The following is a 25284-nucleotide window of genomic DNA, read 5'->3' as shown; positions in this document are numbered from 1 at the left end:
CGAGTGTGAGCCTCGGCGCGGTGATGCCCATCGCCTGCCTGGCCTGCTTCGGGCCTAGGCCCGCCGCGGTCCGTAGCGGCGCTGCTTTGGCACTGGCCGAGAAGCAGTGCGCGGAAGGCACGATGGTCTGGTCCGGGGACCGACTGGCCTGCACGTCGGCCTCGGCCACCGCGCCCTGCTCATTTCTCCTCGGCGCCCTCATGGCCGTCCCGGGCGTCATGGCCGTCCCGGGCGCTGTTTGGCTCCTCGCCTTGCGTACGGAAGCCATCACCCGGTCGACGACGCGCGCCCAGATCGGCGTCATGAACACAACCGAGCCCGAGAGGCATCCGTGAGCCCAGCCCGGGAGCGCCACTGCATCGCCATTCACCCGGATGCGCGTGAACGGGCTCGGCTGGTTCTTTCCCCGTCATCCGGGTGGGGTGGTCGTCTGCGAAATCCTCGATAACTCGCTCGACACGTCAGTCTCGTCGGCTGCCGGACTCTCGTTCGCGTGCCAACCGGAGGGCCTCGTTGAGTCGCTTGATGAGAGGCGATACCAGCTTTTCCCGATGTCGGCTTTGAAGGTGTTCGGAAGGCAACTGCGACGGCGTTTCACATCGAGGTGCAGCCGTCGCAACATGGATCGTCGGGACTACTACCTGCATTCATGTGGCCGAAGCCCACTCCGCGATGACGGTAGAGGGGACGGCTTCCTGGGCTACTCGGCCGCTGGCGGACCGTATCTCGGCGAGTTGAGTCCATAGTTCTGGGCCTAACCATTCCCGTCCGGGAGTCGCCGTCCAGTCGACGGTGCCGGGGCTTTGTACCGGACGCTCAGCCATGGCCGCCCACAGCGCGCGGGCTGGGAGTATCGGGATCGTGCCGACAGCGGCGGCGCCGCTGGCAATGGCCAACCCATCGGGGTCCATATCGCCCCAGTACCAGACGGTGCCTTTGACAGGCCCCCGGCCAGCGATGTCGACGGCCAGCGTCGGCACCTGGGAAGGGAATGCGCGTCCCGCGCCCCAGGCCACGATTCCTATGCTGTGAGTGATCTGGTGGCGGAGGGCGTGGACGGCTGTCCAGTAAGTGTCGCTGTTCTCGATCACGAGAACGTCGGGTCCGGCACCTACCGCGGCCGCTGCGAGGGGAGGCGGGATGCGCACGCAGGCCAGCGTCTCGAGAGTGAGCCGGTCCGGCCCGAAGAGGCTGGTTCGGGCCATGGCCTCCAAGTGCTTCTCGTCGCCGAAGAGCTGGACCGACCGGTACCGCATGGGGAGGACGGGCAGGCGGGTTCCCCGTGTGCGGACGAGCCAGTCGTTGATCGCTACCAGATCGTTGAATCGTGCATCGGACAGCGACGGTAGTGACGCCGCCCAACCGAGCTCGCTGCACCACGGGAATTGCGTCCAGCGGCGGACACGGCCGGGTCGGCGCGATTTCGGAACGGTGATCGATCGGGGCAAGGGCGGTGCGGTGGAGGTGTCCCATGCGGTGCGGGGGAGTTCGATCAGGTCTCGGTCGGCGAGATCAGTGAGAGCCGCCGCCAAGGCCGCCGCTTGGGCAGGATGTCCGATGAGCCGGGGTGCTGAGGCGGCCCAGAGCCGCCATAGGTCGCGAAGGGAGACTCGTACGTTGCCGTGCGATGCCACGGCTTCGGCGAGCGCGGCGATTTCGGCAGGGCGGTTGAGCGCGTCCGTCATTGGCGGATCTCGTACTGGACGGCGTCGACCCAGTTCTGTGGTGCGGTGGCGGATCGCCCGGCGGTGATCGAAGCGGTGATGTCGGCGCCGTCCGCGACCTGGGTGCGTAGCCGGAGATACGACAGGTTTCGCCGGAGGTCTCCGTCGTTACGGAGTTTGACGATGACCGAGCCCGGACCGGTGAACGCGTTGTCGACATTCGCGTCGTTGAGGCCGGTCGCGCAGACCAGTTGGAGGCCGGTGTGGGCGGCGAGCCGGTGTTGCATCTCGATCAGGGCTTCCGCGGACGCCGCGCCGAAGGGATTGTCGAGGATGAGAGTACCGGCTGGCCGCGCGCCGCCTGGACGGTGTGCTGAACGTACGCCGGACAGGGCACAGTAGACGAGCACGGCGAGTGTGAGGACCTGCCCGCCTGAGAACTCGTGCGGGATTCGGTCCGGTGGGCAGTGCACGACTCGGCCGTCGATGCGGGGTTTGAGGATCTCGATCGACCATGCCCCGGCCCGGGTGCGGTCTAGGACGGTGTCCCGGACGGCGTCGGCGAGCCAACGGGCGCGGGTCTCGGCGGAGGCGGCCCGCTTGGGGTTGGCCGCTAACTCGGTCGCCCAGGAGTCGATTCGGGTGGCCAGATGCGCCGCAGCCTCATCGTCGGGGGCGTCCTCGAACCGGATCTTGATGGTGGCCTGGCCGGAAAGGTCCCCGAGCCCGGACGGAAGCCGCGACAGCTTCGAGACTTCCCGAAGAAGGCGACGCTGTTCCCGGCACAGCGATAGCAGGCCGTCGCGGAGGATGGAGCGGTGCGTGTCCAGGGCCTTCAAATCACCGCTGGCGGATTCGGCCAGTGCCTTGATACGGCGGGCGAGGTGCTCAGCCTCAGCCACCAGGTCCGGTTCGCGCAGCGAACGGATCCGTGTCGCGACGGGCGTGTCGAGCCCGAGCCAGCGTGGGGCATTTGCGACGGCCCGAGCCGCGTTGACCGCCTCGCGGAGCTCGTCCCGTGCCGCGCGTTCGGCCCCGTCGGCGCCGCGGTGCGCCTTCAGCAGCTCGTGCATCATGGTTCTCGCCGTGTCCTTGGAACCAGTGAAGACGTGGTCGGTGGGTGTTCTGTCTCCGGGCCACATCGCAACCAGATCGACGAAGGCTTCGACGTCCGCGGCGACCGCGTCGCGGAGTTCGACGGCGTCGCGCTCGGCCTGCTCAGCTGCGTCGCGACGCTCACGGAGTTCGACGTTATGGACTTCCAGGCGTTCCAGCAGCGCCGCAATGTCTCTCGGCGATGCCGGCGACCACTCCGGGACGTTGGCCAGGTCGATGTGGTTCTGCCTGTCCCCGGACGCGGGCTCTGCAGCTCGCATGTCGGTCTCAGCCGTCTTCAGACGGTGCTCAGCGGCAAGACGTTCCTTTTCCCGTGATGCTGAGACATCTCTGGCACGTCGCTGGGCACCGATCAGGGATTCCCGTGATGAAGCTGCGGTCGTCGTGGCCAGCACCTCGGCGCGCTTCCAGACGGGTTCCTCGAAGAGGCGCCGTCGGCCGTGGGCCGTGCCGAGCGCGCGTTCGGCCCGGTCCAGCAGTTCCGCCTCGACCATGCCTCGCTCCGCGGTGGAGAGTTCGTCGCGCAGGGCCTGCCATGTGGTGCGGATGGTGTCCAGGTTTCCGCCAGGGTCGGACGCGGCATGCTCGACGCCGAGGCGGTCGCGTTCGCGTTGCCAGGACTCTCGCGCACTGCGTGCCTGGGCTGCCTCCTCGATGCAGGCATCGATGGTTTCCGCGGCCGCCTCCCGAGCCGCCTCCGCAGCGTTCTGGTCGCGTTCGGCCTGGATACGAGCAGTCTCAGCCGCTGGGCGCCTCGCGGTCGCGGACCGGGCGGCAGTCTTCACCTCCACCAGTTCGGTGGCCAGACTGACCCGCGAGTATGCACGTTCGGCATCACTCCGGGCCGACTCGGCACGTTCACGTGCCTCGTGGGCGGCGTCTCGTTGGCGGTCCCGCTCAGACCGCAGGTTCCGTCGGCGTCTCTCGGCCGATGTCACCGCGCTAAGGGAGCCGTCGGCCTGGCTGACTAGGTCCTCGCGGGTGGCCTCCTTCCAGCGGTCGGTGAAGCTGGCGCACGTGGCGGCAGCCTTTCTGTAGGACTTCGCGGACTGGCGTGCGTGCGCTGCGGCGCTTCCCTCGGTCGTCGCGGTCTCCTCCAGTTTGGCCCTGGTCGTCGCCGCCCACTGACGGTCCCAAGTCTCACGGTGCGGCAGGACGATGTGCCGCTGTTGTGCCGCGCCGTTCGGCGCCCCCACGGCCGTCGGTGTCGTCGTCACTGTGATGGGGGTCCGTGTCCTGGGCTGGACTTCCATGAGTCTTTCGACCGCGGACGGGAATTTGGTCGCGTCGGTTACGACTACGCCCCCGGCGATCTCCGGGTGAGCGGCGATGAATTCGGGACGGGCGTCGGGATCGGCAATGTTGTGCTCGATCCATTCGAGCCCGGTGACGGCCCCGATCCGATCGTGGAGGAGGGCGGTCAGGACTGTGAGCACGTCTTGACCGGTCGGGGCGGTCCCGGTCTCATCGAGATGGGCAAGCTCTCTGCGGGCGGCGCTGGCTCGGCCTTCGTGGTCGGCGGCGCGCCTGTCGGCGGCGTGAGCGGCCTGTTCGGCGAGTTTTGCGGCGCGTGAGACGTTCGCTGCGGACCGCGGTGCGCCGCCCAGGAGCGTCTGCACCACCTCGTGCGCGGCGACTGCGGCACGGTCGGAGTCGAAGGCGTCGAGACGGTTCTGGTCCGCTTGCGCTGTGCGCTGCAACTGGAACAACTCATCGTCGAGGTGTTCGAGCTCACCGTCTATCTCGCTTCGTGCCTTGTCGGCGCTTTCCGCACGCTTCTTCTCCTGCTCTGCGAGGCGACCTGCGCTTCCCCGGGCTTCCTGCCATCGGCGCAGGCAATCCTCGGGCGGTTCACCGGCGGCGAGCCAGCCGCCCGCCATCGCGGCCGCGCCCGCGTTGTCAGCAGTTTGGACCTGAGCGTCGATTTCCTGGAGTGTCCGCTTCGCGTTGTTAAGGCGTTTGGCAGCCTCCTTCTCGGCGGTGAATGCGCGCTTCGACTCACTTCGCGTGGTCGCCACCCGGTCATCTGCGGTCTCGGCGACTCCGCGTGCCTCCTCTGCGAGCCCGTCAAGGCGTCCCGCCAGGCGGGCCGCAGCCTCGGCGACTCGAGTTCGCAGCGGCCCAAGGCCGGCTTCGGCGGCTTCGTACGCGAGCTTGGCAGAATCGCGTTCCACGCGCCGACTGGCCACTTCGAGGACGGCGTCGACGGCATCCCAGGCGCTTGCCTCCAAAGATGCCTGCTCGGCCGACCCCGTCCGCTCCTGTACCTCGATCTTTGCGGCCGCGTAGCGAGCGCGTGCTTCTTCGAGTAGGAGTTGTTGACGGATATCGCTGATCTGGCCGTACTCACGCCGGGCCTGCACCACTTCCTGCGCGGCATCCTCGAGAGTCGCTTCCAGTTCTTGGAGCGTCACGCGGTCCTGGCCGAGCCGATTCCCGAGCGCACAGGCATGCTCTCCGCCGCGCAGCCGCGCTTGGACCAGCCTCGCGGCGGCCACCTCCACGGCCTCGGCTCTGTCTGCGATGAGTCCCATGCCGGGACTTACCGCAGTGCAGAAGTCGTTGAGCGCTTCCAGAGCGGGACGGCGGGCGGCCAGTTCCGCATATTTTCGGAGCTTGTCGGTGAAGTCCGCGATCTCTCGGCCGTCGTTGAGGGCGGCGACGAAGAACCGTATGACGTTGTCGGGCGAGTCGAAGGTGGCTAGCAGCTTCTCCGCGCCGGCCTCCGAATCGTTCATGCGCATCTGGTAGCCGAACAGGACGGGATCGATGCTCGTCCGCTCCTCCAGCGCGCGCGTCCATTCCTGCTGAGACCGCACGAGAACCGACTGAGCGTCCGGATAATTCGCGGCCAGCTCGTGAAGTGCCGCCACATACTTCTCGAAGACCGTACGGCGACCGTTGACGACGAAGGGCAGGTCGTCGATGCCGGGCAGTTCCGGTCCAGTGCGGAACAGGTACCAGGCTCGGTGCATCCTGGTCGTCGAGCGCTGTCGGTGCCCTGGCTGGCGGCGCCCGTCTTTCCACTCCATGACCGTGCCGGTGACCGTCCGGGTCGCGGTTGTGGCGTCCTCCCACTCGCAGACGACATGGGAGGTATCGCCGGCGAGAACGAAGTCACCGAGGTTCTTGCCGCCCATCTGGGCCCTGGCGGCCGGCACCACAAGGCTGGACACCAGCGTGATCAATGTGGACTTGCCGCCGGTGTTCGTCAGTGAGAGCAGGACCCGGCCGGCGGCCCCGCCCCTAGTGGTGAAGTCGAGGTCCAGCGGGTCGAACCGGGCGCCGTCGGGCCCGACCCCGTGGAGCCGGATCCTGCGCAACCGCAACGGCGGTACAGGCAGGTCTCCAGCAGACTGTGCCGCTCCTATGCCGCTCAAGGGCGTTCCTTACCGCCCCGGCGATTGGAGCCGGCATCGCCCAAGCCGTTGACAAGAGCGTAAAGCTCCGAGTCCGCGCAGAGCGTGGCGACCGCGTGGCGGAAGCGGGGACGAGCCAACCACGTGCCTCCGTCGACATCGCCACGCGCGGTCAGGTAGCCCGCCTCGACCAGCAGCTTGCAGATTTTGTTGACGATCCCCGGTCTGTCGTTGCCGGAGCGGCGCTGAGCGTTCGGCCGAGCGGAAGCGAGCGCGAACCAGCCGCGCCAGGACTCGAGCATGTCCTCTTCCAGCCCGCCATCATGCTCGGCGTCTTCGGAGTGAGCCTGTGCGAGGCGATCGAGATGGTCGACCACGGACCGGGTCGTGAAGACCGCCACCCGGTCTGGGTCATCCACCATCACGGCCTCCGGATACGCCACCGAAGCGATCGCGAGGACGACGGCGCCAACGACCGCGCGATGGTTCGGCTGGGCGCGCTTCATCACGTCCGTGAGGGTGACCCGCAGCGGCGAGTCCGCGGCGGCGCTGACGATCGCGCCATCGCGCTCATCGACGATCAGATGCAGGCCGGCGCCGGAACATACGGCATCAACCGCCGCCGCGAAGTCCGGCTCCTGGCGGTACCGGACCACGAGCCGGTGGTAGTCGTCATGGCGGCCGGGCAGCTCCCGAGGGCGAGCGGCCCAGGCAAGCATCCGGCCGATATCGGCGGCGTCACCATGAAGGCTCATCGTCGGTCACCTCCACCTCCCAGATGTCCGACCCGTTCGGGACAGATGAATCATCGGCTCCACGCAAATCCGCCGGTGCGTCGATGTCGACACTCACCACACCCGGGACCAGCAGGAGATCCATCGATCGGACGCCGTGGGCTTCGAGCACGTCGCCGGTGTCGGCCGCGACCACGACCCGGTCGCCGGCAGAACGGCCGGCGAGATGCGTCGCCCAGGCTCGGTGAGCGGCATGCACCTCCGCCGCGACGAGCAAATGCGGGTCGAGCGGCCTGCCATAGTCATCGGCGAACTCGGCTGCCACGGACTCGACGCGTGCGAGCAGCTGGGACAGCCGGATCGGCTCCTCGATTGCATCGAACATCGCCTCCACGGTGGCCTCGTACGGTTCCCACCACTCGGCTCCTTCCGCTTCATCGAACTCCGGCGGAACCACCTCTTCGCCCGGCTCTGGCCTTCGGGCCGTCGCACAAAGTTCGTCGGTGAGGACCACCAGTGACGGCCACCACCGCGCGGCTAAGCCGCCGACGATGGCCAGCAGGCGTCCAGCGGCAACAACACCTTCTTGGATCGGCCGGGCCATGTAGGGCCTGAGCAGATCCGAGGTGAGGTCGACCCGGTCGGCCGAGCCAGGGGGCCGCCTGAGACGGTCGTCGAGCGTCTCGCGATACCGGCTGCGCGCCCCGATCAGATGGCCGTGCAGTTCGTCATGCCTGTGCCGGCACTCGCGGAGAATCTCGATTAACTGATTCGCCGCGGCCAGCCGTGACATGTCCTCGATCTCCGTGCGCCGGTCGGCCACCGCGTCCAGCAGCACCGCCTCGGCTTCGAGTCGTTCCCGCACGTGCGCCAGCGCGGCGTCCAGCAAACCGGGAACATCGCCGATCCAGTCATGCGCGTCCGGATCGATCAGAGTGTCGGCGACGATCCGCCGAACACGCTCCTGATATTGGATGGACCGGTAACGTGCATGCCGGGCGATCTGCACGGCCGACTCAACAGCACCGCGCGCGATCAGCGCGCTCAGTTGCGCCTCGTTGGCGATCTGTGCCGCCTCGATATCGATGTCGAGAGCCTCGACAAAGATATTGATGGCTTGCTCAGACGCACGAAGATACTCTGAGCCATCCTCGCTCCCCTGATGGACGTACAACAGGCGAAAACGCTGCGCCAGCCAGCTCGGGCCATCCGGTGCGTGCATCAGATACGGGACCACCTCGACATCGGTGGTGACGAGGGAGACGACGACCCGCTCCGCGACGGCCAGCCACTCGGAACGCTCCGCGTCCGGCACCTGACGAGATGCCTGCTCGACCGCGTACTCGACGGCCTCGCCCCACGTGCGCCCGACGGAGATGCCCATCGCCAGCGCCACCTGGTCGATCACAGCGAGCGCGATGTTGAACAGGTCGTAACGGTGCCAAAAGCCGCCGTCCAGCTGACCCTTGTTTCGCTCGATATCGGTCAGCACCTGTATCGGCGCCAGGGCCCTTCTCCTCCGGACGATGGACGTGTCGTCAGTCGGGATCGTGATGTCCCACATCGACCTTTCAGGCGAAAGATCCCAATTGTTCGCCATTGCCGCGCTTCTTTCGGCGAGGATTTGGTACGTGCGTGTCCAACGGGTGGTCCTGGGGGCCAGGGGGGCGATTGCCATAGTACGCGCGCGATCCGACTAAACGTCCTTGATCTCCTCTGACGACGATTTGATCATTGTTTGGCACTCCGCAGTTGGCCCACCCGCATGCAGTCGAGGTTGTAGTGGAGCCCACCGGACTGGGGAGGCGGTCCGAGCCAGCGTGGGCAGGACGGTGAAGCGGAGGAGCATCGGGCGGTTTCTCACGGTAGGCCGCTCTGGTGAGCGCGCATCACGGGAAGCCGACGATGATCTAGGACAGGTTGGTGTACGAACCATGTAGGGCGATCGTCAAGAGTGTCGGTGGGATCTGCCGACGATGTGGGTGTGTGGATCCGCGGACGGGGAAGGCGTGGGGAGACCGCTGCCCGAAGTTGGTGGCCCGACCGACGGTATGGGAGCTGGTATCTGCGGTTGGAGCTTTCAGCCTTTGGTGGGGGCCTCGGTGCGGGGTGCCGGCCGGGGCGTGCGTGGGGTATCGCCGGCGTGCTCGACGTTCAGGTGGGGCAGCCGGCGGTCGAGCCGGGGCGGCAGCCACCAGTTCGCGCGGCCCATCAGCGCCATGGCCGCCGGCACCAGCACCATCCGCACCAGCGTCGCGTCGAGCACGATCGCCGTGGTCAGCCCGAGGCCCAGCATCTTCGCCAGCGGCGAGGCGTTGAGGACGAGGCTGAGGAACACCGCCGTCATGATCAATGCGGCGGAGGTGATCACGCGGCCGCTGCTCGCCATGCCGCGGGCGACCGACTCGGCGTTGTCGCCCGTGGCGTCGTACTCCTCGCGGATGCGGGAGAGCAGGAACACCTCGTAGTCCATGGACAGGCCGAACAGGATCGCGAAGAAGATCGTGGGCAGCGGGGAGGCGATCAGGTACGTCCCTTCGAGGCCGAACAGGCCCGCCAGCCATCCCCACTGGAACACCGCGACCACGACGCCGTACGCGGCGCCGATCGACAGCAGGTTCATCACGACGGCCTTCAGCGGCACCGCGATGGATCGGAACACCAGCATGAGCAGCAGGAACGACGTGGCCAGGATCGCCGCGACGAAGATCGGCAGGGTGGCGTCGAGCTGCCGGGTGAGGTCGTCGGTCATGGCCGTCAGGCCCGACACCGAGACATTGGCGGGGACGAGGCCGCGCACGCGTTCGAGGGTCTGGGAGGTCTCGGTGCCGGCGGGCGCGGTCGTGGGGATGGCGGGCAGCACGACCGTGTCGCCGCCGGGGGAGGTCCGCGGAGTTCCGACCGTGGCGATGCCGGGGTCGGCGGCGAGGCGCTCCGACAGCGCGGGGATGCCCCGGGCGTCCACACCGGGGGCGCGCAGGTCGGCGACGAGCAGCAGCGGCGCGTTGAAGCCCGGGCCGAAGCCCTCGGACAGCAGGTCGTAGGCGCGGCGATGCGTGGTGCCCGGCGAGTCGTCGCCCGCGTCCGGGAAGCCCGTTCGCATCGACAGGGCCGGGGCGGCCAGCAGGAGCAGCACCGCCGATGCCACGATCAGGTACGGCCACGGCCGGCCGGAGACACGGTGGGCGTGGCGCCACCAGGCCGTGTCCGCGGCCTGCTTGACGGGACGCCGGCGGCGCGTCAGCCGGCCCCGGTCGATGCGGTCGCCGAGCACCGACAGCAGGGCCGGCAGCAGCGTGAGGGCGGTGCCCACGGCGAACAGCACGACGATCGAGACGCTGATGCCCACCGAGATCAGGAAGCCCAGGCCGGTCAGCAGGAGCGCGCCCATCGCCACGATGACGGTGCCGCCGGCGAAGAGGACGGCGGAGCCCGCCGATCCCATGGCGTCCGCGAGCGCGGTGGAGCCGTCCTGCCCGGCGGCGCGGTTCTCGCGATAGCGGGCCGTGATGAACAGGGCGTAGTCGATGCCGACGCCGAGGCCGATCACCGCGCCGATGGTCGGCGCGGCGCCGGAGACGTCCATCGTGGCGGCCAGCAGCGCGATGCCGCCCAGGCCCGCGGCGACCGTCACCAGGGCGAGCGTGATCGGCACGAGCGCGGCCACGACCGTCCCGAACGCGACGAGCAGGACGACCAGCGCGGCCACCAGCCCGGCGGCGTCGGTCGCCGACGTCACCGGCTCGGCGTTGACGAAGGCCGCGTCGCCGCCGAGCTCGGCCCTGACGCCCGCCGCCCGGGCGGGTTCGAGCACGTCCGCGACCTCGGCGATCGGCTCCGCGCCCAGCTCGGTGTCCGGCCGGTCGAAGGCGATCTCGGCGAAGCCGATGCGCCCGTCACGCGACACCGTGCCCGCGGTGAACGGATCGGTCACCCCGGTCACGTGCTGCACGGCGGCGATCCGCGCGACCGCGGCCTCGACCGCGGGTCGGTAGCGCTCCAACCGCTGCCCTTCCGGGGCGGCGAACACCGCTCTGGCGCTGCCGCCGGACGCTTCGGGGAAGCGCTCGTCCAGCAGCTCCATCGCCTTCTCGCTCTGGCTTCCGGGGGCGGCGAAGTCGTCGGCGAACGAGCCGCCGACGGTGCCCGCGAGCCCCACGACGAGGGCGGCGGCGATCAGCCACGCTCCGATGACGATCCATGGCCTGCGGGCGCTGACGGCGCCGATGCTGCGGACGAGGCGATGCATGACCGATGCTCCTGTTCCGGGCGGCGGGGCGCCGGGAGCGGCGCCGCGTTCCACGGTCCTCGCCGGGGCCTGCGAGGTCGCCCGCCTGCAGGCGGTTCCGCCGTCCCACGCTGGGCGGGCGCCGCGCCGCGCGCCCGCCCGCCGCGCGGCGGAGGCCCGCCTCCGACTGCGGGCGGATGACCGCGTCCCGGACCTCGCCTACGGTGAACCCGTGCCAGCCCACCAGCCGCGATGGCCCACCGCATGGATCACCGGGGAGCGACGGTGAGCGGCCCGGGCGCGCCGTCCCGCGCGCCGAGCGAGCACGTCAGAGAGACAGGCGTGAACCCCTTCACCCGCTGGCCCCGCGCCGCGGACGCCGTCCTGGCGTTCGCCGCCTTCCTCCTCACGGTGTTCCTTGAGGACGGCCCCGGCGACTCGCTGCTCATCCGTCCCCCCGGCGAGGTCTCACTCCTCGTCCTGCCGGTGTCGGCCGCGGGCGCCGCGGCGCTCTACTGGCGCAGGCGGGGGCCCTTGATCGTGCTCGGCGTCGCGCTGGCCGTCTGGGCCGTGACGATCGCCGGCGGCGGGGAGCAGGGCGGACTCACGGTGCTCATCGCCCTCTACAGCGTGGGCCGTCATGGCGCCGTGAACCGGTACGTCCCGGTGGGCATCACCGTGGCCATCATCCTGCTCGGCATCGACGGCCGCGACGATGCGGCCCCCTGGTTGGAGGTGGTCATCGTCGGCATCCTCTTCATGTTCGGGTCGTGGTACGTCGGGCGCCGCCTCCGGCTGCGCGGGGAGCGCGCGGCCCAGCTGCTGCGCGAGCAGACCGCCGAGTCCCGCCGGATCCTGGCCGAGGAGCGCACCCGCATCGCCCGCGAACTGCACGACGTGGTCGCCCATCGGGTGAGCCTCATGACGATCCAGGCGGGCGCGGCCAAGGCCGTGGCCGCGCAGGATCTCGACGGCGCCCTGCAGGCGATGGGAGCGGTGGAGCAGGCCGGGCGTCAGGCGCTGGACGAGCTGCGCCACCTGCTCGGCGTCCTCCGCCCCGAAACCGACCTCGACGGCCTCGGCCCCCAGCCGGGCCTCGCGGACCTCCCCCGGCTCCTCGCGCAGATCCGCGCGGCCGGCGTGGAGGTCGCGCTGGTGGCGGACGTGGCGCCGGACGGACTGCCCGCCCGCGTGGACCTGTTCGCCTACCGCATCGTCCAGGAGGCGCTCACCAACGTGCTGAAGCACGCCGGCCCCGGCGCCCGCACCGAGGTGCGGCTCGGCGCCGGCGAGAGCGAGATCGTCATCGAGGTGCTGAACGACGGCCACGGCACCGCCGTCATGGCCGGACCGGGCGCCGTGCGAGCCGGTACGGGAGGTCACGGCCTCGTGGGGATGCGGGAGCGGGCGCTACTGTTGGGCGGGACCGTCGACGCCCGGCCCCGCCCCGGCGGCGGGTTCCGCGTCGTCGCGCATCTGCCCACCGAGGGCCGGCCGGCGTGAGCGGACGACGGGCCGCAGCCTCTCGCGGGCGAGAACCGCCGGGCGTGGAAGGAGCCGCGTGAGCATCCGCGTCCTCGTGGTCGACGATCAGGCACTGGTCCGCGGGGGCTTCGCCATGATCCTGCGGGTGCACGACGACATCGAGGTCCTCGCCGAGGCCGGTACCGGGCTGGAGGCGATCGAGGCGGCGCGGCGGCACCGTCCGGACGTGATCCTCATGGACATCCGGATGCCCGACATGGACGGCCTGGAGGCGACGTCCCGCATCCTGACCGAGTCCGACTGGGACGTCCGGGTCCTGATCCTGACCACCTTCGACCCTGACGAGTACGTCTACCGGGCCCTTCGCGCCGGTGCCAGCGGCTTCGTGCTCAAGGACATCCCCGCCGACCAGCTCGCCGGCGCCGTCCGCACCGTGGCCGACGGCGGCGCGCTGCTGGCGCCGGTGATCACCCGCCGCCTCGTCACCCGGTTCGCCGAGCACCGCACCGTCAACGCCGCCACCGCGCGCCGGCTGGAGCGCCTCACCGACCGGGAGCGCGAGGTGATGGCCGCCATCGCGCGCGGATCCAGCAACCCCGAGATCGCCAAGGAGCTCCACATCGGCGCCGCGACCGTCAAGTCGCACGTCTCGGGCATCCTCGCCAAGCTCGGCCTGCGCGATCGCACCCAGATCGTGATCTTCGCGTACGAGAGCGGCCTGATCGAGGTCGGCGACCACGACATCGGCCACTGAACAACAACTTCCCGAGCACCACAGCCGAGACCGTTCCATCTTGGATGGTCGTCGATATTTCGGCGTACGAGCTCGAAGAGGCCCTGCTGGCACATAGCGGTAGGCGCCCGACCGGGCCTTGCCGCAGCTGGCGCAGGGGGTGCGCGCGTAAGCGGGCTGCGCAGACGCGGCAGAGCGGCAGAGCGACAGAGCGGTCCCTACAGTGTCAAGGTAGTCCGCGATCATCGCGGACCTGCGGTTTTTGAGATGGTGCGGGTCAGCGGTGGTCGTGTTGACGCTCGTTGACGTTTGTTCGGGACTGTTGGAGAACCATGCGTGCTCCCGTCACTTCGGTTTTCGGGGCGGGGGCGACGGGAGCACGCATGGGGAATGGTGCGCGAGCCCTCGGCGGGGCGTCGACTGACAGGGGTCAGCCGCGTGGGTGCTGCGAAGAGGTGGGGCGGACCCATTTGCGGCCAGGGACAGCGTGATTAAAGCGTGGACGTTGGCGCGTGCCGATTTCCCGCCAAGCACAGTCTCCGTTCCGGCCGGCCGCCGAGGTGCGGGCCGAGCTGGACGCTGCCCCCGTCCACCACGCGTGGTACGGGCGCGAGTACCTCGGCTGGGGAGTTTCGCGCTGATGCGCCGTTGAGGGCGGGGGGTCCTGGCCGTTCGGCGACAAGGCGTGGCCGGGGGCGTGCCAGTCGGATCATCTTTCCGGCATGGCTGGGGATCCTGAGTTGATACTGGCGGGCCGGTACCGGATCCTCGACCGGATCGGGCAGGGCGGGATGGGAACGCTCTGGCGTGCCCGCGACACCGAACTCGACCGCGACGTCGCCGTCAAGGAATTACGGCTCCCCGACGTCCTCGACGAGGAGGAGCGCCGGGTCCGGTACGCCCGGATGGACCGTGAGGCCAGGGCCGCCGCCCGCCTCCGTCACCCCGGCATCGTCACGGTGTACGACCGGGTGATCGGGGACGACGGCCGTCCCTGGATCGTGATGGAACTCGTCCACGGCGGGTCCCTGGCCGAGTTGCTCCGGGAGGACGAGCGAGGACGGTTGCCGGCCGCCCGGGTGGCGCGCATCGGCCTGCACATGGTGGAAGCTCTGGCCGCCGCACACGTCCTGGGCGTGGTGCACCGTGACGTCAAGCCCGCGAACGTCCTGCTGGAGGGTGATGACCGGGTCGTCCTGACCGACTTCGGTATCGCCGCCCTGGATGGGGACACCACGCTCACCAGGTCCGGGACGGTCCTGGGCACCCCGGCGTTCATGTCGCCCGAACAGGTGCGCGGCCTGCCTGTCACGCCCCGGTCGGATCTGTGGTCGCTGGGCGCCACCCTGTACGCCGCCGCCGAAGGACGCCCGCCGTTCACCGGCCCGACCCACGGCTCCGTCTACATTGCGATCACTACCGAGGAGCCCGCTCCGGTCGTCCACGCCGGGCCGCTCTCCGAGGTGCTGGACGGCCTCCTCCGCAAGGACCCGGACGACCGGTGGCCCGTCGAACGCGTCCGCGACCGGCTCGCCTTCCTCGCCCGCGACGCGGTACCGATCGTGGAACCGGCCCCGAAACCGGCATCCGCCGTCGCATTGGATCCAACCGCGGCCGCACCGACCGCAGGCACTGTCATGGATGCGCCCGCCTCCCGGAAACAGGCCATCGCGTTGGGAGTGCTGTTCGTTGTCGCCTGCGCCGTCGTGATCGTCGCGGGCACGTTATGGCCGGAACCCAGGAGAGGCACCGCGGGCCCAGCGCCGTCCCCCACGGCCAGCGGGATCGGAGGCCCGGACTACCTGACATTCGAGGCGCTGAGGTACAGCCCGGACGGCAGGACGCTGGCAAGTGCCGGTAAGAGAACCGTCCGCCTGTGGGATCCGGCCACCGGCCGCGCCATCCGCACCCTGGACGCCCAGGGTGACACCGGACCGCTCGAGTTCAGTCCGGACGGCGGGACCGTGGCGGCGCGGGCGGGTGACGACGTCCGCCTGTGGGAGGTCTCCACCGGCCGCCTCGTCCGCGCCTTCACCGGCCTCCGCGACCAGGTCGCCGACATCGACTTCAACCGGGACGGGGACCGCCTGGCCGGAAGTGACCACGACGGGAACATCCGGATCTGGGACGTGGCCACCGGCCGCACGGTCACGGGCATCACCGCGACCGCTGTCCCCTCCTCCCTGGACTCGGGACCCGACCTCGATCCTGTCCGCGTCGGTATCCCGGCCGTGGCGTTCAGCCCGGACGGGAAGACCCTCATCACCGGGGAGGACCCGGGTTGGGATCCATACGGCCGCATGACGCCCCGTACCCGGTTGTGGGACGCCGCCACGGGCCGGTCGGCCGGTGTCCTCCGCACCCGCGACCGCCAGGTACGGTCGCTGGCCGACCGCCAGGTACGGTCGCTGGCCTTCAGCCGGGACGGCACGACGCTGGCCGCTGCCACCTTCGGCGGCACCATCGAACTCTGGAGCTGGAAGGACCGGCGCCGCTTCCGGATCGTTACCGGCGTCCACTACGACAGCGACATCGCTTTCGGCCCGGACGGGAAGGTCATCGCCGGGATCGACGAGAAGCAGAACAGTGTCCGTCTGTGGGACGTCTCCACCGGCCGCGTCACCGCTGATTTCCACAGTCAGGCCGGCTCGCTGGCGTTCAGCCCTGACGGCTCGAAGCTGGCCGGAGGCAGCGCCGTCGGCGACACCATCACGATCTGGAACCTGCGCTGACGCGAGGGAGCGGATTCGCGCGTCCGATGGATTCCGGCAATTCGCCACAAATAGACCGCTCATCGCACCGATCGACCGTTCGCCCGACAGTTTCTGACCGCCCTCCTGACCGGCCGTCGTGATCATGCGATGCTCCGCCCGACGACGTCGAACAGTCGCCGGGCGGCCCCGCCGCCCCGGCCGGGAAGGAGTTGCGGCGATGCGCGCGAGACGGCGGACGACCTGGGCGAACAGAAGAAGTCGCAGCTGGCGGCTGTCCCTTGTAGCGGCGGCCGTGGTGCTGCTGGGTGGCGTCGCCGCCGCGCCCCCAGTCGAGGCGGCACCGAAGGCGGAGGAATGCGAGTTCACCGTCCAGAAGGATGTCCCCGCCACCATGCGGGACGGGACGGTGTTGCGCAGCAACGTGTTCACGCCGAAGGGGGACGGCGAGTTCCCCGTCATCCTGATGCGGCTGCCCTACAACAAGGAGGGCGCCCTGAGCTTCGTCTATGGCGCCCCCGACCGTTACGCCAAGGCCTGCTACCTCGTCGTGGTGCAGGACGTCCGCGGCGAGTACAAGTCGGACGGCACCTTCTACCCGTACCGGAGCGAGGCCGAGGACGGCTACGACACCATCGAGTGGTCCGCCGCTCTGCCGCACTCCAACGGCAAGGTCGGCATGTACGGGTTCTCCTATCCGGGGCTCACGCAGTGGCTGCCCGCCACCCTCACGCCCCCGCACCTGGTCACGATCGCCCCGGCGTTCACGTCCTCCGACATCTACGACGGATGGACCTACGAGGGCGGCGCGCTGTACCAGGCGTTCATCCAGGACTGGCTGCTGAGCTTCCTCAACGGGGGCGTCATCAGCAAGCTCCCGGACGGCGCGAAGCTGCGGGCGGAGATGACCCAGGCGTCGCGGGACCTGCACGCCAAGTGGTACAAGCACCAGCCGCTGAACAACTTCCCGCCGCTGTACCCGGAGGACGACCGCATCGCGCCGTACTACTTCGACTGGATCGACCACCCGAGCGACGACGACTACTGGAAGCGCTGGAGCATCCGCACGAAGTACCCGCAGGTCAAGGTGCCGTCGCTGAATTTCGGCGGCTGGTCCGACATCTTCCTCAACGGGACGGTGGAGAACTTCGCCGGGATGCGCGCCCAGGGCGGGTCCGAGGTCGCCCGGCAGGGCACGCAACTCCTCGTCGGGCCGTGGACGCACGGCGGCTCGGGCCGCAGGGTGGGCGCCGTCGACTTCGGTCCGGAGGCGGTCGTCGCGGTGGGCGATCTGCACCTCCGCTGGTTCGACCACTGGCTGAAAGGGATCGACAACGGCGTGGACGAGGATCCGCCGGTGAAGGTCTTCGTTATGGGCGCCAACAAGTGGCGCACGGCTGACTCCTGGCCGATCCCCGGCACCGCCAACACCACGTACTACCTGCACAGCAAGGGCGACGCGAACACGGCGAACGGCGGCGGCACGCTCGATACCACCGCGCCCGCGACGGACGAGAAGGCCGACCAGTACCAGTACGACCCGGCGAACCCGGTACCGAGCGTCGGCGGCCGATTCCAGAGCTCGGTGCCCGGCGGCCCGCAGGACCAGCGGCCCGTCGAGCAGCGGCCGGACGTGCTGGTCTACAGCACCCCGCCGCTGCAGAAGGACACCGAGGTCACCGGCCCGATCTCGGTCACGCTGTACGCCAGGTCCTCGGCGAAGGACACCGACTGGACGGCGAAGCTCACCGACGTCCACCCGGACGGCACCTCGATGCTGGTCCGGGACGGCATCCAGCGCGCCCGGTACCGGGTCTCGCTGGAGAAGCCGGAGCTGATCACCCCCGGGGAGGTCTACAAGTACACGATCAAGCTGTGGCCGACCAGCAACCTGTTCAAGGCGGGCCACCGCATCCGGCTGGAAATCTCCAGCAGCAACTTCCCGATGTACGACCGGAACCCGAACACGGGCGGGAAGTTCGGCGCCGACACGACCACGCAGCCCGCGTCGCAGACCGTCCTGCACGACCCGGAGCACCCGTCGTCGATCACGCTGCCGATCATGCCGGCGCCCGTCCGCTGACCCCGGCGTAACGGCTGGCCCGCGCCCCCCGGCCGCGGGCCAGCCGGAGGCCAGGTAGACCTGCTCGAAGTGGGCGTTACCGAACGTCCGTCCGGAGAAGTCGTTCTTGGGCCAGCCGCCGGTCTGGACCTTGTGGGCGTTCTCGACGTCGGCGAAGAACGGGATGGTCCAGCCGCCACGGTCGAACTGGATCCGGTACATCCGCTCGGTGAGCCGCAGCCGCTCGGCCTGGTCGCCGGGTGGCCTGCGCCTTCTCGGAGATCGACCGCAGCTCGCGGAGGTCGGCCTCGGGCGGGCGGATCAGCGTGGTCGTGTCGCTGAGGTCGGTCAGCGTCATCAGGGTCAGATAGTCGCCCTGCGGCGGCCACTTGTCGACCGAGAACTCCCAGTCGTGGAAGTTGGGCCCGAACAGCGTGGCGGTGTCCGACCTGCCGGACCTTGGTGGTCATCCCGATCTCGGCGGCGTTCTTCGCCAGCACCGCACACATGGGCACGGCCTCGGGCGAGACCGGGCCGGTGACCAGCTCGACCGTGACGCCCTCCTTACCTGCCTCCTTGAGCAACTGGCGCGCTCGGGCGACGTCCCGCCTGCGCACCAGCGACTTGGGATAGCCGGGCGGACGGCTCGGGCAGGTCGTTCGCCACCACGCCGTGCCCGGACGTGCACGCCGTGAGCGCCTGCTCCCGGTCGATCGCCAACCGCAGCGCCCGCCGCCCCCGCGGGTCGTCGAGGGGGGACTAATGCATGTTCATGTAGATCCCGCTCCACGCCCCGGTCCGGGACTCCATCAGCTTGAGCCGGGGGGCGTCGATGGTGGGGATAACCCCGCCCTCAAGACTCTTGCCCAACATCCCAAGCCGAAGCGCTCGAACGCCAACTCGGCACCGTCCTCAAACTCAATGCCGCACTCGAACAAGAGAGCATCCTCCTGGAACAAGAGATCCGGGCCCGCTCAGAGCCTCACCCCGAACCGGCAGTGGGTGTGCGAGCGGTTCGCCAACTACGGGAACGCGAGCAGGCCGTCTGCGCGTACTGCACCTGGTTGATGGCGTCGACCTGGCCGGACACGAGGCGTCCATCCGGGCCGAGTCGTCGTTGACGACGTTGACGACCAACTCGTCCAGGTAGGGCTTCGGGCCGAGGCTGCCGGGCGCGGCCGTCCCGCTCGGCTGGGACGGGTACGCGGTGTCCGAAGCTGGGGACTGGTCGTCGGCATGGGTGCTGGTATGTCCGGCTTGAGTTGCCGGTCGGGTCCGATGGGCGCCGCCGGCGGATCCGGCATGGTGGCTTCGGTACGCGGAAGGCGGTCGAGGAGGCCCTGGCGCAATTGGGTAAGCCGTCCGGTGCGGGTGGTGGGTTGCTCACGGTGGAGGAGTGGCTCGCGCAGTGGCTGGCCACTCGTGCCAGGTCGGCGTCCACGATCAACAACTACGCGTGCCATGTCCGCCGCTATTTCGCCCTGTACTTGGGCCGGATCGTGCTGGCGGAGTTGTCGTCGCGCACGTGCAGGCGATGTTCGCGGCGATTACCTGTCGGCAGGAGGCGCGGGGTGCGCCGTTGTCGGCGGCGACCTTGAACCGGATCTGGGCGATGCTGCGCACCGCGTTGAACGCTGCGATCCGGCACGGGCTGATCGGTGATGATCCGGCGTCGCGGGTGGAGTTGCCGGTGGCGCGGCGTCCGCGTGCGGTGGTGTGGACTGCGGCACGGGTCGGAGCATTGGCAGTGGACGGGGGAGCGGCCTCCGGTGGCGGTGTGGACGGCCGCGCAGACCGCCGAGTTCCTGCACGCGATCCATGAGCACCGGCTGTGCGGCGTTCCACCTGATCGCGCTACGAGGGCTACAAGCAGAGGGGCGGTTAGGTGTTTGGGCTGGTCAGGGGTGCCGCGCCCGGCAGAATTTGAACATCACCCCGGCACCTTCACAAGAACGCGCGTGACGGGCCCGGCCCGCCAGCTAAAGGACTGGGCCAACCGGGCGCCCTGGCCATCCGGCTCACGTTATTGACCTTTTTCACCCTGTGTGGCGAGTCGAGCGGGCTGAGTGGTGCCGTAATTCTCTTTGCTGTTGTCCTTTGGGGTTGGGGGAGCAGGTGGCGGCGGGTGCGCTGTGGCACCCGGCGGGTCCGCGTCGAACAGATCGTGGACGGCTTCCATCGCGAGGGAGGCGCGGGGGTATCCGAGGTAGCCGGCAAGGAGCGTCATCAGGGCGGTGAGCGCGTCCTCGCCGAGCCCGTGCTGGCGGGCCTGTCGCAGGTGGGTGGCCAGGCGGTCGCCGGATACGCCCTGGGCGGTCAGGGCCGTGATGACTGCGATGTCGCGGTCGCGTCCGGTGAGGGCGGGGTGTGCCCAGGCGGCTCCGCCGGCCGCCTGCAGTTGCTCCTCGGCGAACGGCAGCCCGACCCGCGCGGAGAAGGCGGCGAGCACGTCTGGCTCGGGCACGTTGAGGATCTCGGCGTAGACGGAGATGCCGCGCTCTCGCCGGCCATCGGATTCGGGGGTTGCCGGGCGAGCGCCATCTCTTCGCGTGTTCATGATGTGGCACTCAGTCGGAGGGGGCGGCGGCGTAGAAGGCCCGAGCGGCGGAACTGATCCATTCGGGCCGTTCCCAGGTGCTCCAGCGGGCGCGGGCATCGGTGTCGATGGCCGTGGCCGCATCGTCGGCGGAGACTCCGGTAGCCCGCAGGCGCCCAATTTCGTCGCGGACGTAGGTCAGGTAGTCGCGGACGTCGCCGATCAGCGAGGCGTCGGTCACCTCGCCGTGCCCGGGGACGACGACCTCGGGGGCCAGGGCGCCGAGCTGGTCGAGCACACCGATCCAGCGATGCGGGTCGACGTCGGTGTCGTGCGGCGGGAAGTACGGCGTGATCGGGAAGATGCGGGTCTCGAGCAGGTCACCGCCGAACAGCACCCGGTCGTCGACGAGCACGACCTGGTCGGCGGCGGTGTGGGCGGGGCCGACGGGTCGCAGCACGGCCGTGTGACCGCCGAGGTCGATCTCGGCCTGACCGTCGTAGACCAGGTCGGGATCGACGAACTCGACGCCTTCGAGCTCGGCCGCGATGGCCGGGCCCAGGCCCCGGAACATGTCAAGGTATGCGGCGCCCTTGCGATGCAGCTCGTCGCGTTGTCCCCGGTTGTAGACGATGGTCGCGGCGCCCTTGAAGGCCTGTGCGCCGAAGCCGTGCTCGGGGTGGAAGTGCGTGACGGTCAGGAACAGGCGCCGCTCGCCGGCGAGGCGGCGCGCCTGCCGCAGGACGTGCGCGCCGTTGCGCGGCCCCATGCCGGTGTCGACGACCAGCGCGGCCCTCTCGCCGACGACGATGCCGACGTTGGGGACGAGCTCCACCCGCCGGTCCGGGATCACGTAGACGCCGTCGGAAACCTGGACCGGCTCACCGCTCACGACCGGCGCTGGCGCGCCGCTGACATCCGGCACGCCGCCGACGTCCGGGCCGGCGGTTTGTTCGGGCACGACGTTCGATGAGGGGTCGGTGGGGCACATGATCGCCCTCCAATCTGAGCAGTGTTTAGATTCAGTCTCCGACCGTACCACCAATCTGAGCACTGTTAAGATCGATGCTATGGGCAGGAGTCGCTATCACCACGGGGACCTGCGCGGCGCGCTGCTGGACGCCGCCGAGGAACTCGTCCACGAGCACGGCGACACGAACTGGTCGCTGCGTGAGGCCTCGGCCCGGGTCGGAGTCAGCCCGAGCGCCGCCTACCACCACTTCTCCTCCCGCGACGCGCTGGTCCGTGCCCTGTCCGTGCGCGTCCTGTCCCGGCTCGGGGAGCAGATGGCCGACGCCGCCGCCCAAGCCGCCGCACCGGGCGCCGATGTCCGGCAGGGACTCGTGGCTGCAGGGCGCGCCTACGTTCGCTGGACGCTGGAGGATCCCGCGGTCGCCCGCCTGACCTTCGGCTCCGGCCCCCGCGACGGCGACGCCGCGATCTCGCCGCACCCGCACGACGTGCTCGACACCGAACTGGACCGGCTCGTCGAGATCGGCGACCTGAGCGTCCAAGCCCGCCCCGGCGCCGAGTTCGCCGTCTGGGCCGCCGTCCACGGCCTCGCCACCCTGCTCGCCGACGGACTCATCACCCTCGACGGCCCCGGGGCCGCCGACCTGCACACCGAACGCCTCGTCCAGGCCGTGCTCACCGGCTTGGCGCAGGAGACCACACCGTCGCCGGGTTGGCCCGCAGCGCGCTCCGCCCACACCGAGCGCCAGGCCAGGGGACAACGCTCAGGCCAGGCGACAAGCTGACGCCACCGCAGACCAGCCACGGCCGACCCCTCCGAACCAACCGTCGAACATCGAGCGAACACGGGGACGAACCGGGACAGAATCCGGGCTCTTGGCAACGGTAAAACCGCAGCTCAGACGGGGGCGCGCCCGGCAGGATTCGAACCCGCGACCGTCGGATTAGAAGTCCGAGGTTGGAGCTGTTGGTCAATTATTCCGGGTGTCAGCACCTGTCGTTGCGTCCCATGATGAGGAAATAGCAGCAGCCTGCGATGCCGCTCTATGCCGCCTACTGCCCACGCGTTCCGCAACATACGAGCAAACAACGAGCGAACATGTCCACCCGCAGCAGGTCTGTGTCCGCAGAGGTTCGACTATGGCTCTCACGGACCACCTTCCTTCGGAAGTGCAGTGTCGGCACTCCGTAACATTGTTGGCCTACATTGGCCCCACATTGGGGATGTCTGCTCATAGCGGGCGACGGCCGGTCCTGGATGATGGAGGCTCCGTGGCGCAGGCGTGGGTGGTTCGAGCCGGACGGTACGGCGAGCGGGATCAATGGGCGCTGGAACAAGGATGGTCTGGTGGTGGCTGGCGTGAGGTTCCGGATCTGACCGACTGCACCACTCGCGAGGACTTGGCGAAGGTGGTCGCTGCGACGTTCCCCACCGCGTCTGATGGCCGCCTCAACAACTTCATCGGACAGATGTGGGCGCTGCGCAACCGTATCCAGGCAGGCGACCTGCTCGTCATGCCACTCAAAACAACCAAACAGATCGCGTTCGGCCGCGTGACCGGTGCTTACACCTACCGCGGCGACGACCCGGACCCGGACAAACGCCACGTGGTCAAGGTCGACTGGAAACGCACGGACCTTCCGCGCACGGCGGTCAAGCAGGACCTGCTGTTTAGCCTGGGGAGTTCGCTGACCATCTTTGCGCCGAGCAAGAACAACGCAGTGACGCGTCTGGAGCAACTCCTGTCAACCGGCGCGGATCCCGGTAGCGCGGCCCTCATCGGCCCGTCACCCGGGACCGCCACGGTAACGGAACCTGGTGAAGGGACCGACGTCGACGAGCCAGAACTGGCAACTGATATCGAGCAGGCGGCTCTCGACCAGATCACCGCACGCATCGCCGAGGAGTTCGCGGGTCACGGGCTGGCGACTTTGGTGTCGGCGGTGCTGACCGCGGAGGGCTTCTACTGCGACCAGTCACCACCCGGCCCCGACGGCGGCGTCGATATCACCGCCGGCCGAGGCCCTCTCGGTCTGGATAGCCCCCGGCTGCTGGCACAGATCAAATCCGGCGGACAGATAGGGGCACCAGTGGTCACCCAATTGCACGGCGTCATGACAACTCACGGTGCCGAACAGGGCCTCTTGGTCGCTTGGGACGGGCTGACCAAGCCAGCCCGCGACACCTTGAAGAACCAGGCGCTGCGCGTACGAGTGTGGCAGGCTGCCGATGTCGTTACCGCGGTATTGCGCACCTACGACCGGCTCCCCGAAGACATCCGCGCAAGGCTCCCGCTGCGCCGTGTCTGGATGCTTAGCGACAGCGACTCCTAGACCGAAGCTTTGGTCCTTCAGGGGGAACGGATCCCGACACAAAACGCGGGGTACATCGGCGAACCTACGAGAGCAGGGTACGTCACGGACGTCACGAAACCCGGGGCAGCTCAAGGCCAGCATCGAACGCTACCTGCGGGCCTTCGAAGCCAAGACCCTGCCCGAAGACACCTGCGGACACGGCGTCCGCGAACTCGCCGACACCATCGCTCAGCTTCGCGAACGCAAGATCGAACTCCACGACGCCCTCGCCGACGTCCCCTAGGCACCGACCGAAAACGACCGCGCACATGTCCGGGAGCGCATCAAAGAGGCAGTCGACCACGGCGCACTCCGCAGCCCGCAAAGCGCTCATCCAGTCCCGCGTCCACGAAGCCCGCGTCACCGGACGCCACCACGTCCAGCCCGTATTCCGCCTTCCCGGCGCCCACCGTGACGTAGACGCCGAGAAGGTTCGCGAGCTGTCGGGATCGGCGCCTCCGGCAGGGGAGACAAAGCATGGGTGATACCCCCTGACCAGGCAATTCCCCGTCAGATAGTCCGTCAAGAGACCGTCAGTCTCCCGAACCCCTCCGCGGCGCTCATGCCATCGAGGCGAGCCGCACTCGATCAAAGCCAGGCGAGCCGTGACGACAATTCACGGAGACCGATGGGTTCGGGGAACCACCACCGCATCAGTGGGTCTCCTCGCTGGCATCGCCGCGGCCGTCTCGTACCGCCACATGAACGAACTGGCCCTCCAACACGGGGAGTCCTCGTGGACGGCCGTCCTCATCCCTCTCAGCGTCGACGGCATGGTCGTGGCCAGCTCCATGTCGATCCTCCTGGCGAGCCGGTCCGGCAGCCGAGCCGACCTGCTTCCATGGCTGCTGCTCGCAGTCGGCAGCCTGGCCAGTCTCGCCGCCAACGTAGCCGTCGCCGAGCCAACCTTGATCGGTCGAGTGATCGCCGCCTGGCCCAGCTTCGCCTTTGTAGGCGCGTACGAGCTCCTCCAGGGCCAACTTCGCGCTGCACACTCGATCCGGGCGAAGGGAAGCGGACCGGTGCAGGCCGAGAGCGAGGCCGGTGATCCTGGTCCGAGTCAGCCTGGCAAACGACTTCAGCGCCAGGCGTGGGCATGGGCGATACAGAATCGGTCGCCCGACGGTTGAGTCGCCCTCAGGGCAACGGATCGCCACGGCCTTCGACCGCAAGCTGCAGTGGGGCGGATGGTCAAGCAGGCAGGTCAGGCTGGGCAATTCGCTCTCGTGGGGGAATGGGAGACATGTGATGGATGATCATGCTCAAGGCCGTGGAAGCGCGGCCGGTGTATCCAGCGGCTGTTCAGGAACCTGGAGGGAGCACGAGAGA

At 69.1% G+C, this 25284-nt stretch carries 18 protein-coding genes; 10 read left to right on the top strand and 8 right to left on the bottom strand.

Features of this window, described 5'->3' with window-relative positions; genetic code table 11:
• The first annotated feature begins 86 nt into the window (after positions 1-86).
• Positions 87-335, top strand: a complete 249-nt coding sequence (locus ACH34S_RS37660; protein WP_395957686.1) for a hypothetical protein — start codon at positions 87-89, stop codon at positions 333-335.
• A gap of 312 nt (positions 336-647) precedes the next feature.
• Here ACH34S_RS37660 and ACH34S_RS37655 read toward each other — a convergent pair whose 3' ends face one another.
• The 5 genes from ACH34S_RS37655 to ACH34S_RS37635 all read right to left on the bottom strand — a co-directional run bounded on the left by ACH34S_RS37655 (position 648) and on the right by ACH34S_RS37635 (position 11122).
• Positions 648-1685: a Wadjet anti-phage system protein JetD domain-containing protein gene (locus tag ACH34S_RS37655; RefSeq protein ID WP_395957685.1), complete on the bottom strand. Its 1038-nt coding sequence runs from the start codon at positions 1683-1685 to the stop codon at positions 648-650.
• Positions 1682-6160 carry a hypothetical protein gene (locus ACH34S_RS37650; protein ID WP_395957684.1) on the bottom strand — a complete coding sequence of 1493 codons (4479 nt, stop codon included), beginning with the start codon at positions 6158-6160 and terminating at the stop codon, positions 1682-1684. Before ACH34S_RS37650 ends, ACH34S_RS37655 begins: the two co-directional genes overlap by 4 nt.
• Positions 6157-6894, bottom strand: a complete 738-nt coding sequence (locus ACH34S_RS37645) for a hypothetical protein (protein WP_395957683.1) — start codon at positions 6892-6894, stop codon at positions 6157-6159. Before ACH34S_RS37645 ends, ACH34S_RS37650 begins: the two co-directional genes overlap by 4 nt.
• Positions 6878-8473, bottom strand: a complete 1596-nt coding sequence (locus tag ACH34S_RS37640) for a hypothetical protein (RefSeq protein ID WP_395957682.1) — start codon at positions 8471-8473, stop codon at positions 6878-6880. Before ACH34S_RS37640 ends, ACH34S_RS37645 begins: the two co-directional genes overlap by 17 nt.
• 480 nt (positions 8474-8953) lie before the next feature.
• A complete protein-coding gene (locus tag ACH34S_RS37635; RefSeq protein ID WP_395957681.1) occupies positions 8954-11122 on the bottom strand; it encodes an MMPL family transporter in 2169 nt (722 codons plus the stop codon).
• On the opposite strand from ACH34S_RS37635, the gene ACH34S_RS37630 reads away from it, so the two are divergent.
• From ACH34S_RS37630 to ACH34S_RS37605, 6 genes are all read left to right on the top strand, one after another.
• Positions 11121-11390 carry a hypothetical protein gene (locus tag ACH34S_RS37630; protein WP_395957680.1) on the top strand — a complete coding sequence of 90 codons (270 nt, stop codon included), beginning with the start codon at positions 11121-11123 and terminating at the stop codon, positions 11388-11390. The genes ACH34S_RS37635 and ACH34S_RS37630 overlap by 2 nt on opposite strands.
• A gap of 53 nt (positions 11391-11443) precedes the next feature.
• Positions 11444-12604, top strand: coding sequence for a sensor histidine kinase (locus ACH34S_RS37625; RefSeq protein ID WP_395957679.1), 1161 nt, complete (start codon positions 11444-11446; stop codon positions 12602-12604).
• Positions 12605-12662: 58 nt separating this feature from the next.
• On the top strand, positions 12663-13340 hold the full coding sequence (locus ACH34S_RS37620) for a response regulator (protein ID WP_395957678.1): 678 nt from the start codon (positions 12663-12665) through the stop codon (positions 13338-13340).
• A gap of 701 nt (positions 13341-14041) precedes the next feature.
• On the top strand, positions 14042-16051 hold the full coding sequence (locus ACH34S_RS37615) for a WD40 repeat domain-containing serine/threonine protein kinase (protein WP_395957677.1): 2010 nt from the start codon (positions 14042-14044) through the stop codon (positions 16049-16051).
• 199 nt (positions 16052-16250) lie between these two features.
• Complete coding sequence (locus ACH34S_RS37610; protein WP_395957676.1) at positions 16251-18113, top strand: CocE/NonD family hydrolase; 1863 nt, start codon at positions 16251-16253, stop codon at positions 18111-18113.
• Between the two features lie 1504 nt (positions 18114-19617).
• Positions 19618-19914 carry a hypothetical protein gene (locus tag ACH34S_RS37605; RefSeq protein ID WP_395957675.1) on the top strand — a complete coding sequence of 99 codons (297 nt, stop codon included), beginning with the start codon at positions 19618-19620 and terminating at the stop codon, positions 19912-19914.
• Between the two features lie 201 nt (positions 19915-20115).
• Here ACH34S_RS37605 and ACH34S_RS37600 read toward each other — a convergent pair whose 3' ends face one another.
• Together ACH34S_RS37600 and ACH34S_RS37595 are read right to left on the bottom strand one after the other, a co-directional pair.
• A complete protein-coding gene (locus ACH34S_RS37600; protein WP_395957674.1) occupies positions 20116-20649 on the bottom strand; it encodes a carboxymuconolactone decarboxylase family protein in 534 nt (177 codons plus the stop codon).
• Positions 20650-20659: 10 nt separating this feature from the next.
• On the bottom strand, positions 20660-21619 hold the full coding sequence (locus ACH34S_RS37595) for an MBL fold metallo-hydrolase (protein WP_395957673.1): 960 nt from the start codon (positions 21617-21619) through the stop codon (positions 20660-20662).
• Positions 21620-21698: 79 nt separating this feature from the next.
• On the opposite strand from ACH34S_RS37595, the gene ACH34S_RS37590 reads away from it, so the two are divergent.
• Both ACH34S_RS37590 and ACH34S_RS37585 read left to right on the top strand, forming a co-directional pair.
• A complete protein-coding gene (locus tag ACH34S_RS37590; RefSeq protein ID WP_395957672.1) occupies positions 21699-22385 on the top strand; it encodes a TetR/AcrR family transcriptional regulator in 687 nt (228 codons plus the stop codon).
• A gap of 487 nt (positions 22386-22872) precedes the next feature.
• The gene (locus ACH34S_RS37585) at positions 22873-23934 is read left to right on the top strand and encodes a restriction endonuclease (protein WP_395957671.1); all 1062 of its coding nucleotides are present in this window, start codon (positions 22873-22875) and stop codon (positions 23932-23934) included.
• A 91-nt stretch (positions 23935-24025) separates the two neighbouring features.
• Here ACH34S_RS37585 and ACH34S_RS37580 read toward each other — a convergent pair whose 3' ends face one another.
• Positions 24026-24259, bottom strand: a complete 234-nt coding sequence (locus ACH34S_RS37580) for a hypothetical protein (protein WP_395957670.1) — start codon at positions 24257-24259, stop codon at positions 24026-24028.
• A 301-nt stretch (positions 24260-24560) separates the two neighbouring features.
• On the opposite strand from ACH34S_RS37580, the gene ACH34S_RS37575 reads away from it, so the two are divergent.
• Positions 24561-25085, top strand: a complete 525-nt coding sequence (locus ACH34S_RS37575; protein WP_395957669.1) for a DUF2637 domain-containing protein — start codon at positions 24561-24563, stop codon at positions 25083-25085.
• Positions 25086-25284 lie beyond the last annotated feature (199 nt).

The sequence above is a fragment of the Actinomadura sp. 3N508 genome (genome assembly GCF_044326375.1).
Lineage (GTDB): Bacteria > Actinomycetota > Actinomycetes > Streptosporangiales > Streptosporangiaceae > Spirillospora.
Note: the sequence above shows the minus strand (reverse complement) of the source record. Positions and strands in the feature narration are given on the sequence as shown.

Excerpts from the sequence above, each read along its gene's own strand:
- ACH34S_RS37595 (WP_395957673.1), bottom strand. The coding sequence starts at position 21,619 with ATGTGCCCCACCGACCCCTCATCGAACGTCGTGCCCGAACAAACCGCC.
- ACH34S_RS37640 (WP_395957682.1), bottom strand. The coding sequence starts at position 8,473 with ATGGCGAACAATTGGGATCTTTCGCCTGAAAGGTCGATGTGGGACATC.
- ACH34S_RS37610 (WP_395957676.1), top strand. The coding sequence starts at position 16,251 with ATGCGCGCGAGACGGCGGACGACCTGGGCGAACAGAAGAAGTCGCAGC.
- ACH34S_RS37600 (WP_395957674.1), bottom strand. The coding sequence starts at position 20,649 with ATGAACACGCGAAGAGATGGCGCTCGCCCGGCAACCCCCGAATCCGAT.
- ACH34S_RS37635 (WP_395957681.1), bottom strand. The coding sequence starts at position 11,122 with ATGCATCGCCTCGTCCGCAGCATCGGCGCCGTCAGCGCCCGCAGGCCA.
- ACH34S_RS37655 (WP_395957685.1), bottom strand. The coding sequence starts at position 1,685 with ATGACGGACGCGCTCAACCGCCCTGCCGAAATCGCCGCGCTCGCCGAA.
- ACH34S_RS37645 (WP_395957683.1), bottom strand. The coding sequence starts at position 6,894 with ATGAGCCTTCATGGTGACGCCGCCGATATCGGCCGGATGCTTGCCTGG.
- ACH34S_RS37615 (WP_395957677.1), top strand. The coding sequence starts at position 14,042 with ATGGCTGGGGATCCTGAGTTGATACTGGCGGGCCGGTACCGGATCCTC.
- ACH34S_RS37630 (WP_395957680.1), top strand. The coding sequence starts at position 11,121 with ATGACCGATGCTCCTGTTCCGGGCGGCGGGGCGCCGGGAGCGGCGCCG.
- ACH34S_RS37590 (WP_395957672.1), top strand. The coding sequence starts at position 21,699 with ATGGGCAGGAGTCGCTATCACCACGGGGACCTGCGCGGCGCGCTGCTG.